An 11,729-nucleotide genomic window follows, 5' to 3' on the forward strand; every position below is an offset into this window, starting at 1 on the left:
GTCGCCGCGGTCGCGGTCGCGCGGGCCACGGTCGCCCCGGTCACGGTCGCGCGGACCACGGTCGCCCCGGTCGCCGCGCTCCCGCGCCGGCTTCTCGCCCGCCTCGGGCGCGGGCGCGCCCTCCGGCCGGACCTTGTCCAGGTAGATCTTGCCGCGCGAGTCGATCTCGGCGATCTCGACCTCGACCTTGTCGCCGACGTTGAGGAAGTCCTCGACCTTCTCGACCCGCTTGCCGTCGCCCACCTTGGAGATGTGCAGCAGGCCGTCGCGGCCGGGCAGCAGCGAGATGAAGGCGCCGAACGCGGCGGTCTTCACCACGGTGCCGAGGAAGCGGTCGCCCACCTTCGGCAGGGTCGGGTTGGCGATGGCGTTGATCCGGTCGACCGCCGCCTGGGCGCTCGGGCCGTCGGTCGCGCCGACGTAGATCGTGCCGTCGTCCTCGATGGTGATGTCGGCGCCGGTCTCGTCCTGGATCGCGTTGATCATCTGACCCTTGGGACCGATGACCGCGCCGATCTTGTCGACCGGGATCTTGATCGTGGTGACGCGCGGCGCGTAGTCCGACATGTCCGCCGGGGAGCCGATCGCCTCGCTCATCACGTCGAGGATCGCCTGGCGGGCGTCGTGCGCCTGCTGCAGGGCGCCGGCCAGCACGTCCGACGGGATGCCGTCGAGCTTGGTGTCCAGCTGCAGGGCGGTCACGAAGTCGCGGGTGCCGGCGACCTTGAAGTCCATGTCGCCGAACGCGTCCTCGGCGCCGAGGATGTCGGTCAGCGTCACGTACGTGGTCTTGCCGTCGACCTCGTCGGAGATGAGACCCATGGCGATGCCGGCGACCGGCGCCTTCAGCGGCACACCGGCGGACAGCAGCGCCATCGTGCTGGCGCAGACCGAGCCCATCGACGTCGAGCCGTTGGAGCCGAGCGCCTCGGACACCTGGCGGATCGCGTACGGGAACTCCTCGCGGCTGGGCAGCACGGGGATGAGCGCCCGCTCGGCCAGCGCGCCGTGGCCGATCTCCCGCCGCTTCGGCGAGCCGACGCGGCCGGTCTCACCCGTCGAGTACGGCGGGAAGTTGTAGTTGTGCATGTAACGCTTGGTCTTCGCGAGGCCCAGGGTGTCCAGGGTCTGCTCCAGGCGGAGCATGTTCAGCGTGGTGACGCCGAGGATCTGGGTCTCGCCGCGCTCGAACAGGGCTGAGCCGTGCACCCGGGGCAGGACGCCGACCTCGGCGCTCAGCGGGCGGATGTCGCGCAGGCCGCGGCCGTCCATGCGGACCTGCTCGCGCAGGACCCGGGCCCGGACCTCCTTCTTGGTGACCGAGCGGAAGGCCGCGGACAGCTCCTTCTCGCGGCCCTCGAACTGGGCCACGACCGACTCGAGCGCGCGCTCCTTGACCGCGTCGAGGGCCTCCTCGCGCTCGGCCTTGCCGGCGATCTTGAGGGCCTCGGCGATGTCCGCCCGGGCGGCGGCCTCGACCGCGGCGTAGGCGTCGTCCTGGTAGTCCAGGAAGACCGGGAACTCGGCGGTCGGCTTCGCGGCGACGGCCGCGAGCTCGTTCTGGGCGCGGCACAGCTCGCGGATGGCGGGCTTGGCGGCCTCGAGGCCGCTCGCCACGACCTCCTCGGTCGGGGCGGTCGCGCCGCCGGCCACGAGGGCGACGGTGTGGTCGGTGGCCTCGGCCTCGACCATCATGATCGCGACCTCGCCGTCGGGCAGCGTACGGCCGGCGACGACCATGTCGAACGTCGCGCGCTCCAGCTCCTCGTTGGTCGGGAAGGCCACCCAGGTGCCGTCGACGTGCGCCACGCGGGTCGCGCCGATCGGGCCGGAGAACGGCAGGCCCGACAGCTTCGTCGACATCGAGGCCGCGTTGATCGCGACGACGTCGTACGGGTGGGCCGGGTCGAGCGCGAGCACGGTGCAGACGACCTGGACCTCGTTGCGCAGGCCCTTGACGAAGCTGGGGCGCAGCGGGCGGTCGATGAGCCGGCAGGTGAGGATCGCGTCCTCGCTGGGGCGACCCTCGCGGCGGAAGAACGAACCCGGGATGCGCCCGGCCGCGTACATGCGCTCCTCGACGTCCACCGTCAGCGGGAAGAAGTCGAACTGGTCCTTCGGGTGCTTGCCGACCGTGGTGGCCGAGAGCACGACGGTGTCCTCGAGCTGGGCGAGGACGGAGCCGGCGGCCTGCTGGGCGAGGCGGCCGGTGGAGAAGACGATCTCGCGGGTGCCGAACGACCCGTTGTCGATGATCGCCTTGCTGTGCTGGGTGCCGAGGTTTGTCTGCTCGGTCATGTGTTGATGAACTCCCTCAATGTGTGCGGGGCACGCCGTGGGGAGCGGATCGCGGTCGGTCTTCGATCGAAGCCCTCGCAGGCGCGCCGCGCCTTCCGAAGGCCACTACCGAGGACCGATCACGCGAGCTGGCTCTGTCGTCCGCTCGGCTCCCCGTTACCGGAGATGCCCCTGTAGGTGTCCGCGGTGTGCCGCTGTGCGCCGGTTGCGCCGACACGTCCGCTGTCGACAAGTGTCTCACTGGACCGCGGGGGAGCGACCGGCGATCCGCCAACCGACTCCCCCGCTTGTCTGCTTCTAGCGCCGCAGGCCGAGCTTCTCGGCGATGGCCCGGCGGCGCGCGATGTCCTTCTTGGCCAGGTAGGCCAGGAGCCGGCGACGCTGGCCCACGAGGATCAGCAGGCCGCGGCGGCTGTGGTGGTCGTGCTTGTGCTGCTTGAGGTGCTCGGTGAGCGTGTTGATGCGCGACGTCAGCATCGCGATCTGGACCTCGGGCGAGCCCGTGTCCTGCGCGTTCGCGCCGAACTCCTCAATGATCTTGGCCTTTTCGGCCGTTTCGAGCGCCATACTCTCCCTCATCTGTCGGGCATTGAACGAGCCCCGCACCCGCGGCGTCGTGCAGGCACGCGGGACCCCGACCGGTTACCCGGCGTAGCCCCAAGGCTAACAGACCCCGATCCCCGGCCCGCCCGAGGCGGCCGGCGTGGGCTGATCAGGCCAGGATCGCACGGGTACGGGCGACATCGTCGTGAATCTGGGCAATGAGCGGCTCGACACCGTCGAAGCGGAGCGTGTCGCGCAGGCGCTCGACGAAGTCCAGGCGCACCCGCTCGCCGTAGAGGTCGCCGTCGAAGTCCAGGGCGTACGCCTCGACGCGGCGCTCGCGTCCCGAGAACGTCGGGTTCGTCCCGATCGACACGGCGGCGCGCAGCGGCCCCCCGAGGTGCCGCGCGCTCAGCCACCCGGCGTACACCCCGTCGGCCGGCACCGCCGCGAACCGGGTCGGCATGAGATTGGCCGTCGGGAAGCCCAGCTCCCGGCCGCGCTGGTCGCCGCGCACGACCACGCCCTCCAGCCGGTGGGGACGGCCCAGCGCGGCCGTCGCGGCCGCGATGTCCCCGGCGTCGACACAGGCCCGGATGTACGTCGAGGAGAACAGCGTCGGCTCGCCGGCGCCCGCCTGGGCCCCCACGAGCGGCGCGCCCTCCACGGTGAACCCGAAGTTGCGCCCCAACCGGGTCAGCAGCGCCACGTCGCCGGCGGCCCGGTGGCCGAACCGGAAGTTCTCCCCCATCACCACGGCGGCCACGTGCAGCTGCTCGACCAGCACGTCATGCACGAAGGTCTCGGCGCTCAGCCGGGAGAACTCGACCGTGAACGGGATCACGAAGAGGACGTCGACGCCCAGCTCCTCGATCAGCTCCGCCTTGCGGGCGGGCTCGGTGAGCACCGCCGGGTGCGAGCCGGGCCGCACGACCTCGGCCGGGTGCGGGTCGAACGTGACGACGACCGAGGAGACCCCGAGCTCCCGGGCCCGGGCCGCGGTGTGCCGGATGATCTGCTGGTGTCCCCGGTGCACGCCGTCGAACACGCCGATCGTCACCACCGACCGACCCCAGCCTCCGGGCACCGCGCCCAGCCCGCGCCACCGCTGCATCCGCTCCTCCTCGCCGTTCCGGCTCTGTCAGGCGGGCGTGAGGACGACCTCGGGCCGCGCCCGACCGCCCCGCTCGGAAACGATAGCGACCACCTCTCCGCCGGGTCCGAAGACCGCGTAAGGTCCCTCGATTCCGGCCGTGGGCAGTGGGCCGCCGTGACCCAGCGTCGTGGCCGCCGTGGCGTCCACCTCGCGGCCCGGGAAACAGCGCCGTGCCGCCGCCGCGAGGTCGAGGGTGACCACGGGCTCGTCCCGCTCCGCCCGCGCGAACAGGTCCTCGATCGTCACCGCCTCGGCCAGGGTGAACCCCCCGACGGCCGTGCGCCGCAGCGCGGTGAGGTGCCCGCCGACGCCCAGCGCCGCGCCCAGGTCCCGGGCGATCGCCCGGATGTACGTCCCGGACGAGCAGGACACCTCGATGTCCACGTCGCGGCACACGCCGCCGTCGACCGGGCGGATATCCCCGACCGACAGGTGCGAGATGGTGATCCGGCGCGGCGCCAGCTCGACCTCCTCGCCGCCGCGCACCCGGGCGTACGACCGGACGCCTTTGATCTTGATCGCGCTCACGGCGCTGGGCACCTGGTCGATCTCACCGACGAAGCGGGCGAGCGCGTCACGGATCGCCTCGTCGGTGACCGCGGCGGCGGACGCCTGCGTCAGCACCTCGCCCTCGGCGTCGTCGGTGATGGTGGTCTGGCCGAGCCGCACCGTGCCCAGATAGGTCTTGGTGCTGCCGATCACGTACGTGAGCATGCGGGTCGCGCGTTCGACGCCGATCACGAGCACCCCGGTCGCCATGGGGTCGAGCGTGCCGCCGTGCCCCACGCGTCGGGTCCGCGCGGCGCGGCGCACCCGCGCCACCACGTCGTGCGAGGTCATCCCCGCCGGCTTGTCGACGACGATGAGGCCGCCCGGCTGTGTCTTCTCGCGCCCTGTCACGGTGCGAGCCTCTCATCCGCCGCCGGCGCCGCCGCACGCCCCGCCACGCCCATCGACTGGGCCATTCGGGGGAACTCGTCCTGACCTGCGGTGACGTACTCTGAGTCGCAACCTGTGACGGCGCGCCCCCCGGCGCCGGATCCTCGGAGCACCGCCATGAGCCCACGTCCGCACCCCCCTCGCGCTACCGGCCCCGCCGACCCCATGGTCGAGCTGCAGGTCTGGGGCGCCCGGATCGAGCGTCAGATCCGTCGCGAGCACCGCCGCGCCCAGCTCGCCGAGGTTTTCCGCCGGCACACCGGCGAGCTTCGCGAGACCGACTGGCTCCTGCTCGGCGTCGCCATGGTGACGGCCGTCACCACGTCGGTCCTGCTGTCGCGGTTCACGCCCGGGCCCTAGGTCGGCGCGCCGGCCACCGCCCAGCGCCCGCCCGCGACGCGGGCGAGCAGGCCGACCAGCCGCACCACCACGAACAGGGACAGGGCCGCCCATAGGCCGCCGATGCCCAGGTCGAGCCGGTAGCCGAGCCAGATCGCGGGCAGGAAGAACGCCAGCGCCGCCACCAGCGTGAGGTTGCGCAGGAAGCGCACGTCGCCCGCGCCGATGAAGACCCCGTCGAGCGCGAACACCACGCCGGCCAGCGGCAGCATCGCCACGAACCACGGCCACGCCACGAGCGCCCGCTCCCGCACCGCCGCGTCGCCGCTGAACAGGCCGGGCAGCACGAACGCGCCGGCGCCGATGACGATCGCGAAGCCGAGGCCGCACCAGCCGCCCACGACGGTGAGCCGGCGGGCGGTGCGCCGGGCGCCGGGCACGTCCCCGCCGCCGAGCGCCGCGCCGACCAGGGCCTGACCCGCGATCGCGATCGAGTCAAGGGCGAGGGCGCACGCCGACCAGAGCTGGAGACCGATCTGGTGGGCGGCGAGGGTCGCCGCGCCGTACCGGGCGCCGACCGCGGCCGCGGACAGGAAGCAGGCCTGGAACGCGGCGCCGCGCACGAGCAGGTCGCGGCCCACCACGAGCTGGCGGCGCAGCGTGCCGGGATGCGGGGCGAGCGGCACGCCCGCCACGAGGAGGGCGCGCACGAACAGCGCCCCGCTGAGCGTCTGGGCGACCACGTTGGCGATCGCCGAGCCGTTGAGGCCGAGGCCGAGGGGGTAGACGAGGACCGGGCAGAGCGCCGCGGAGATCAGGTTCGCGCCGAGCACGTAGCGCATGGGTCGGGCGGTGTCCTGCACCCCGCGCATCCAGCCGTTGCCGGCCATGGCGAGCAGGATCCCGGGTGCGCCCAGGACCGCGATGCGCAGCCATCCCTCGGCGGCCTCCGCCACGCCGGGGTCGGCGTTGCCCGCGAGAGTACGGGTGAGCGGCCCGGCCACGAGCTGCACCAGCAGCGCCACCCCGACCCCGCCGGCGAGCGCCAGCCAGGACGCCTGCACGCCGTCCACGACGGCGGCGGTCCGGTCGCCGGCGCCGAACAGCCGCGCGGCGCTGCCGGTCGTGCCGTACGCGAGGACGTTGCCCAGCCACGCGACGAGCGCGAGCAGCCCGCCGCCGATGGCGAGGGCGGCCAGCTCGGCGCTGCCGAGGTGACCGACGACGGCCGTGTCGACGAGCAGGTAGAGCGGCTCGGCCGCGAGCACCACCAGGGCGGGCAACGCCAGCGCGGCGATGCGACGGCCGGAGGGGGGCGCTCCCGGCGGTTGGCTTACTCCGACAGGGTCGTCGCCTACCAGCGCCGGTCCAGCGACTGCTGCAGCGCCGCCCGTGCGGAGCCGTCGTCGCCCGCGCCGGTCGCGCGGCGTCGGCGGCTGCCCGTGACACCGGGCGTGGCGCTGTGCGCGGCCGGGGCGGCGGGCGCCTCGGCGACCGGCGACATGGGCGCGGTCGTCGGTGTATGCCAGGTGGGCCGTGCGCCCGTGGCGCGCGGCGCGGTGACCACAGCGGTTGCCATGGTGGGGTCCTTCCAGTTCGCGTGAGGCTGCGCTCGGCGGTCCCGGCGCCGGGTTCTCCGGTGCCGTGGTCCACGGTTGGTGTCGGCGGCGCGGCCACTGCGGATGGGCGGCCGAGCCCCGGCGGTCAATCGACGGACGTCCGTCTCGATGCGTCCCGGCCAGCGACCATCACCCGCGGCGGGGAGCTGGCCTACCGAATGGAGGTCCCGCCGCGGCGGCGAAGAATCAGCCCGCTGCGCACGCTGTCTAAGTTATCGTTCAGGTCCAGATTCTGCGCAGCTTTTCCAGATAGTGGGAGCGCAGAATGTTGTCAGCGGGCCAGGAAGTGCCAGCCGACCCACCACCAGAACGCGTACACGGCGATGCGGCCGACGGGGATCCGACGGACCTCCCAGCCGACGACCGCCTCGACGCACGCGCCGAACGTCGGCACGACGGAACCGGGCCGGCGGGACAGCACCGCCAGCACCAGGAAGATCAGACCGCCCAGGACGAAGAGACCGATGATGACCGCGCGGCTCACGCTCATCGCCGCGCCAGCCACCAGAAGCCGACCAGCCAGCCGAGGCACCCGACGACCCGGCCGGGATAGGTCCCGAGCACCGGGTCGGCCAGCAGCGACAGGGTCGGATAGGCCACATCCGCCTGCCGGCTGAACGCGTACAGCTCCACGAGCCCCACCAGCAGCAGCGGCACCAACCACAGCAACGCACCCCGGCCGCTGGGCCGGCCGGCGACGCTGCGGCGACCGAGCCGACCGGACGGACCCAGCCAGCACATCACCACGCCGACGACGGCGACGAGCGCGTTGGCCCCGACCGAGAACGACGGCAGGAACCCGGCCACCACCGCGACCGTGGCGAGCGCACACAGTTGACCGCGAAGGCCCACCAACCCCGGCCCCGACTGCTCCATACCCCGATTGTGGTGACGAAGAGGAGCCGCGGCGAGAAAGCCCCCAGAGGGGCCTCTTCCCGCCGCAGGCCGCCCGGGGTCAGGCAGCCAGCTCCCGGTCGACGGCGGCGAAGAGGTCCGGGAGGGTGCCGCGCCAGGTGAAGCCGGCGGCGAGGCGGTGGCCGCCGCCGCCCAGTGCCTGGGCCACGGCCGCCACGTCGTTGGCGCCCTTGCTGCGCAGCGACACCGACCACTCGCCGTCGCGGATGGGCTTGGCCAGACACGCCACGTCGGCCTCGGCGACCGTGCGCACCACGTCGATGAAGCTCTCCAGCACGTGCGCCGGCTGGTTGTGCCGGGCCAGGCCCGCCAGGTCGGCGTGGGCGTAGACGATGCCACGTCCGCGCGCGCCCGCCGGGTCCAGTCGGGCGCTGTCGAGCACCTCACCCAACAGGCGTACCGCGCCGAACGGCCGGGTGTCGAACAGGCGCCGGGACAGCTCGGCCGGACGCAGCCCGGTGGCGATGAGCCGGGCCGCCAGCTCGTGCACCGCCGGGGTGGTCGCGTCGAACTTGAACGACCCGGTGTCGGTGCTCAGCCCCGTGTACAGGCAGGTCGCGATGGCCTGGTCGTAGACGACGCCGAGCCGGTCCAGGAACGTCGCGGCCACCTGGGCGGTGGCCGCCGCCGACGGGTCGATGAGCCGGATGGCGCCGAAGCCCGGGTTGGTCGCGTGGTGGTCGAGCACAATGGACGTCGTCGCGGTGTCCAGAGTGGACGCCAGCTCGGCCAGCCGGGACAGGCTCGCCGCGTCGAAGGTGACCAGGAGGTCGGGCCGCCGGTCGGTCTGCGCCGGCGGCACGAGCAGCTCCTGGCCGGGCAGAAAACCAAAGACCTCAACCAGGTCGTACGGCTCGCCGAAGCTGGCCTGCACGTTGGCGAAGCCGAGCTGGCGCAGCCCGAGACCGAAGCCCAGCATGCTGCCCAGCGCGTCGCCGTCGGGGTTGATGTGGCACGCCAGGACCACGGAGGCGGTGCGCGGCAGCCCGGCGACGGCGGCGACCGCCGCCGCCCAGTCGTCCTCGGACAGGCCGGGCGGAGCGGCCTCGTCGGCGGTGACGCCGATCATCCGCGGTCGTCGGCGGGCGGGGCCGCGTCGTCGGAGTCCTCGTCGTCGGAGTCGACCCGGTACGGCTGGGCATCGCCCGCGTAACGCGCGCCGGCCGCCAACTGCTGGACCCGGGCGTCGCGCTCGGCGGCCTCGGCCAGCAGCTCGTCGATCTCCTTAGCGTGGTCCTGCACGTCGTCGAGGACGAAGGTCAGGCTCGGCGAGTGGCGCAGGCCGAGCGCGCGCCCGACCGTGCTGCGCAGCAGGCCCTTGGCGCTGTCCAGGGCGGCGCCGGTGCCCGCCTGGGCGGCCGAGTCACCGAGCACCGTGTAGTAGACGGTCGCGTCGCGCAGGTCGCCGGTGATCCGGGCGTCGGTGATGGTGATCATCCCGAGTCGGGGATCCTTCACCTGGGTGCGCACCGCCTCGGCGACAAGCTCGCGCACGCGCTCGGCGTGCCGACGGACCTTGGCCGGATCGGACATTCTCCCACCTCCCGGCTATGTTGTGCTGGCTCGCTGTGCTGACGCTGGGTTGACCTTACCCCGCTTCACGCGTCAGTCATCCTCACCGTAGAGGCGCCGCCGGGCCGATAGCAGCTCGATTTCCGGCCGACCGGCGATCATCCGTTCGCATGAGTCGAGGACCTCGGACACGTGCGTCGTGTCGCTGGCCACGACCGCGACGCCGATCTCGGCGCGCCCGTGGCGGTCAAGCTGACCCACCTCGGCGGCCGCGACCTCGAACTTGCGCAGCGCGGCGACGATGGGTCGCACGTACGAGCGCTTGTCCTTCAGTGACTGGCTGTCGCCGGGCAGGAGCATGTCGAAGACGATGGTGCCCGTGTACAAGCGGGACTTCCTCCGTGCGGGATGGGTGCCGCCCGGGCGCCGGCGTCGGCCGGCGCCCGGGACGGGCAACGTCAGCTGCGCGGCTTCTCGCGCAGCTCGAAGGTTTCGATGACGTCCTCCACGCGGATGTCGTTGTAGCTGCCGAGCGTGATACCGCACTCGTAGCCCTCGCGGACCTCCGTGGCGTCGTCCTTGAACCGGCGCAGGCCGACGATCGACAGGTTGTCGGCCACCACCGCGCCGTCGCGGATGAGCCGGGCCTTCGTGTTGCGGCGGATGAGACCGCTGCGCACGATGCAACCCGCGATGTTGCCGAACTTCGACGAGCGGAAGACCTCGCGGATCTCGGCCGTACCGAGCTCGACCTCCTCGTACACCGGCTTGAGCATGCCCTTGAGGGCCGCCTCGATCTCCTCGATGGCCTGGTAGATGACGGTGTAGTACCGGATCTCCACGCTCTCGCGGTCGGCGAGGTCGCGCGCCTGGATGGTCGGGCGCACGTTGAAGCCGATGATGATCGCCGTCGAGTCCGAACCGGACGCGCTGGCGAGGTTGATGTCGTTCTCGGTGATCGCGCCGACGCCCCGGTGGATGATCTTGAGCTGGATCTCCTCCGGAATGTCGAGCTTGACCAGCGCGTCCTCCAGGGCCTCCACCGAACCGGAGACGTCACCCTTGATGATCAGGGCCAGCGAGGTCTTCTCGCCCTCCTTGATCTGCTCAAGCAGCGTCTCCAGCGTCGCCCGGCGGCCGCTGTTGGCGAACTGCGCCGCGCGCTTGCGCGCCTGGCGCTGCTCGGCGATCTGGCGCGCGGTGCGCTCCTCCTCGGTGACGAGGAAGGTGTCGCCGGCGCCCGGCACGGCGGTCAGACCGAGCACCAGGACCGGGCGGGCCGGTCCGGCCTCGTCGACCACGCGGCCGTTCTCGTCGAGCATCGCCCGGACGCGGCCGTAGGCCTCGCCCGCGACGATGGCGTCGCCGACCCGCAGCGTGCCCTGCTGGACCAGCACCGTGGCGACCGGGCCGCGGCCGCGGTCGAGGTGCGCCTCGATCGCGATGCCCTGGACCTTGCCGTCCACCGGGGCCCGCAGGTCCAGCGCCGCGTCCGCGGTGAGCAGGACGCCCTCCAGCAGCCCGTCGATGTTGATCCGGCTCTTGGCCGAGATGTCGACGAACATGGTGTCGCCGCCGTAGTCCTCGGCCACCAGGCCGTACTCCGTCAGCTGCTGGCGCACCTTGCCCGGGTTGGCGTCCGGCTTGTCGATCTTGTTGACGGCCACCACGATCGGCACGTCGGCCGCCTTCGCGTGGTTGAGCGCCTCGATCGTCTGCGGCATGACGCCGTCGTCGGCCGCGACCACCAGGACCACGATGTCCGTGGCCTGCGCACCACGGGCACGCATGGCGGTGAACGCCTCGTGACCCGGGGTGTCGATGAAGGTGATCGCCCGGTCCACGCCCTCGTGCTGCACGTGGACCTGGTACGCGCCGATGTGCTGGGTGATGCCGCCGGCCTCGCCCTCGACCACGTTCGCCTGCCGGATCGCGTCCAGCAGCTTGGTCTTGCCGTGGTCGACGTGACCCATGACCGTGACCACCGGCGGCCGGGTGACCAGCCGCTCCTCGTCGATGTCGGCGTCGAGGTCGATGTTGAACTGCGCGAGCAGCTCGCGGTCCTCGTCCTCCGGGCTGACGATCTCGACGGTGAAGCCGAGGTGCTCGCCCAGGATCATGAGCGTCTCGTCGGAGCACGACTGCGTCGCGGTCACCATCTCACCCAGGCTGAACATCTCCTGCACGAGCGGGCCGGGGTTGGCGTTGATGCGGTCGGCGAAGTCCGACAGCGAGGCGCCGCGCGGGAGCCGGACGACCTGGCCGTTGCCCCGCGGGGCGCCCGAGCTCATCGTCGGGGCGGACAGGTTGTCGAACTCTTGACGCCGCTGCTTCTTGGACTTGCGACCCTTGCTCGGCCGGCCGCCGGGACGCCCGAAGGCACCGCCCGCGCCGCCACCGCGACCACG

The 11,729-nt window shown here is 72.5% G+C and carries 13 protein-coding genes; 1 reads left to right on the forward strand and 12 read right to left on the reverse strand.

Annotated features, from left to right (window positions below; translation table 11 throughout):
• The 4 genes from ABD211_RS09685 to truB all read right to left on the reverse strand — a co-directional run.
• Positions 1–2,298, reverse strand: a 2,298-nt coding sequence (locus tag ABD211_RS09685) for a polyribonucleotide nucleotidyltransferase (RefSeq protein WP_344128508.1), incomplete at its 3' end; no start/stop codon positions are given.
• Between the two features lie 297 nt (positions 2,299–2,595).
• Positions 2,596–2,865 (reverse strand): 30S ribosomal protein S15, encoded by a 270-nt coding sequence (rpsO, locus tag ABD211_RS09690; RefSeq protein WP_344128510.1) that lies wholly within the window; start codon positions 2,863–2,865, stop codon positions 2,596–2,598.
• Positions 2,866–3,010: 145 nt separating this feature from the next.
• Positions 3,011–3,955, reverse strand: coding sequence for a bifunctional riboflavin kinase/FAD synthetase (locus ABD211_RS09695; protein WP_344128512.1), 945 nt, complete (start codon positions 3,953–3,955; stop codon positions 3,011–3,013).
• 27 nt (positions 3,956–3,982) lie between these two features.
• Entirely contained in the window at positions 3,983–4,897 is a 915-nt protein-coding gene (gene truB / locus ABD211_RS09700) for a tRNA pseudouridine(55) synthase TruB (RefSeq protein WP_344128514.1), read from the reverse strand.
• Between the two features lie 156 nt (positions 4,898–5,053).
• Here truB and ABD211_RS09705 point away from each other — a divergent pair, with 156 nt between their 5' ends.
• Complete coding sequence (locus ABD211_RS09705) at positions 5,054–5,296, forward strand: hypothetical protein (protein ID WP_344128516.1); 243 nt, start codon at positions 5,054–5,056, stop codon at positions 5,294–5,296.
• Here ABD211_RS09705 and ABD211_RS09710 read toward each other — a convergent pair.
• The 8 genes from ABD211_RS09710 to infB form a co-directional block, all read right to left on the reverse strand.
• Complete coding sequence (locus ABD211_RS09710) at positions 5,293–6,636, reverse strand: MATE family efflux transporter (protein WP_344128531.1); 1,344 nt, start codon at positions 6,634–6,636, stop codon at positions 5,293–5,295. The two genes, ABD211_RS09705 and ABD211_RS09710, sit on opposite strands and share 4 nt — an antisense overlap.
• Positions 6,630–6,854 carry a hypothetical protein gene (locus ABD211_RS09715; RefSeq protein ID WP_344128518.1) on the reverse strand — a complete coding sequence of 75 codons (225 nt, stop codon included), beginning with the start codon at positions 6,852–6,854 and terminating at the stop codon, positions 6,630–6,632. Before ABD211_RS09715 ends, ABD211_RS09710 begins: the two co-directional genes overlap by 7 nt.
• A 311-nt stretch (positions 6,855–7,165) precedes the next feature.
• On the reverse strand, positions 7,166–7,378 hold the full coding sequence (locus tag ABD211_RS09720; protein ID WP_344128520.1) for a DUF6186 family protein: 213 nt from the start codon (positions 7,376–7,378) through the stop codon (positions 7,166–7,168).
• A 2-nt stretch (positions 7,379–7,380) separates the two neighbouring features.
• Entirely contained in the window at positions 7,381–7,770 is a 390-nt protein-coding gene (locus ABD211_RS09725; protein ID WP_344128522.1) for a hypothetical protein, read from the reverse strand.
• Positions 7,771–7,849: 79 nt separating this feature from the next.
• On the reverse strand, positions 7,850–8,878 hold the full coding sequence (locus ABD211_RS09730; RefSeq protein ID WP_344128523.1) for a DHH family phosphoesterase: 1,029 nt from the start codon (positions 8,876–8,878) through the stop codon (positions 7,850–7,852).
• Positions 8,875–9,342, reverse strand: coding sequence for a 30S ribosome-binding factor RbfA (rbfA, locus tag ABD211_RS09735; protein ID WP_344128525.1), 468 nt, complete (start codon positions 9,340–9,342; stop codon positions 8,875–8,877). Before rbfA ends, ABD211_RS09730 begins: the two co-directional genes overlap by 4 nt.
• 72 nt (positions 9,343–9,414) lie before the next feature.
• The gene (locus ABD211_RS09740; protein ID WP_344128527.1) at positions 9,415–9,708 is read right to left on the reverse strand and encodes a DUF503 domain-containing protein; all 294 of its coding nucleotides are present in this window, start codon (positions 9,706–9,708) and stop codon (positions 9,415–9,417) included.
• A gap of 71 nt (positions 9,709–9,779) precedes the next feature.
• The coding region (gene infB / locus ABD211_RS09745; RefSeq protein ID WP_344128529.1) for a translation initiation factor IF-2 at positions 9,780–11,729 on the reverse strand (1,950 nt) is incomplete at its 5' end.

It is taken from the genome of Luedemannella flava (genome assembly GCF_039528515.1).
Lineage (GTDB): Bacteria > Actinomycetota > Actinomycetes > Mycobacteriales > Micromonosporaceae > Luedemannella > Luedemannella flava.

Excerpts from the sequence above, each read along its gene's own strand:
- ABD211_RS09715 (WP_344128518.1), bottom strand. The coding sequence starts at position 6,854 with ATGGCAACCGCTGTGGTCACCGCGCCGCGCGCCACGGGCGCACGGCCC.
- ABD211_RS09725 (WP_344128522.1), bottom strand. The coding sequence starts at position 7,770 with ATGGAGCAGTCGGGGCCGGGGTTGGTGGGCCTTCGCGGTCAACTGTGT.
- ABD211_RS09695 (WP_344128512.1), bottom strand. The coding sequence starts at position 3,955 with ATGCAGCGGTGGCGCGGGCTGGGCGCGGTGCCCGGAGGCTGGGGTCGG.
- rpsO (WP_344128510.1), bottom strand. The coding sequence starts at position 2,865 with ATGGCGCTCGAAACGGCCGAAAAGGCCAAGATCATTGAGGAGTTCGGC.
- ABD211_RS09730 (WP_344128523.1), bottom strand. The coding sequence starts at position 8,878 with ATGATCGGCGTCACCGCCGACGAGGCCGCTCCGCCCGGCCTGTCCGAG.
- ABD211_RS09705 (WP_344128516.1), top strand. The coding sequence starts at position 5,054 with ATGAGCCCACGTCCGCACCCCCCTCGCGCTACCGGCCCCGCCGACCCC.
- rbfA (WP_344128525.1), bottom strand. The coding sequence starts at position 9,342 with ATGTCCGATCCGGCCAAGGTCCGTCGGCACGCCGAGCGCGTGCGCGAG.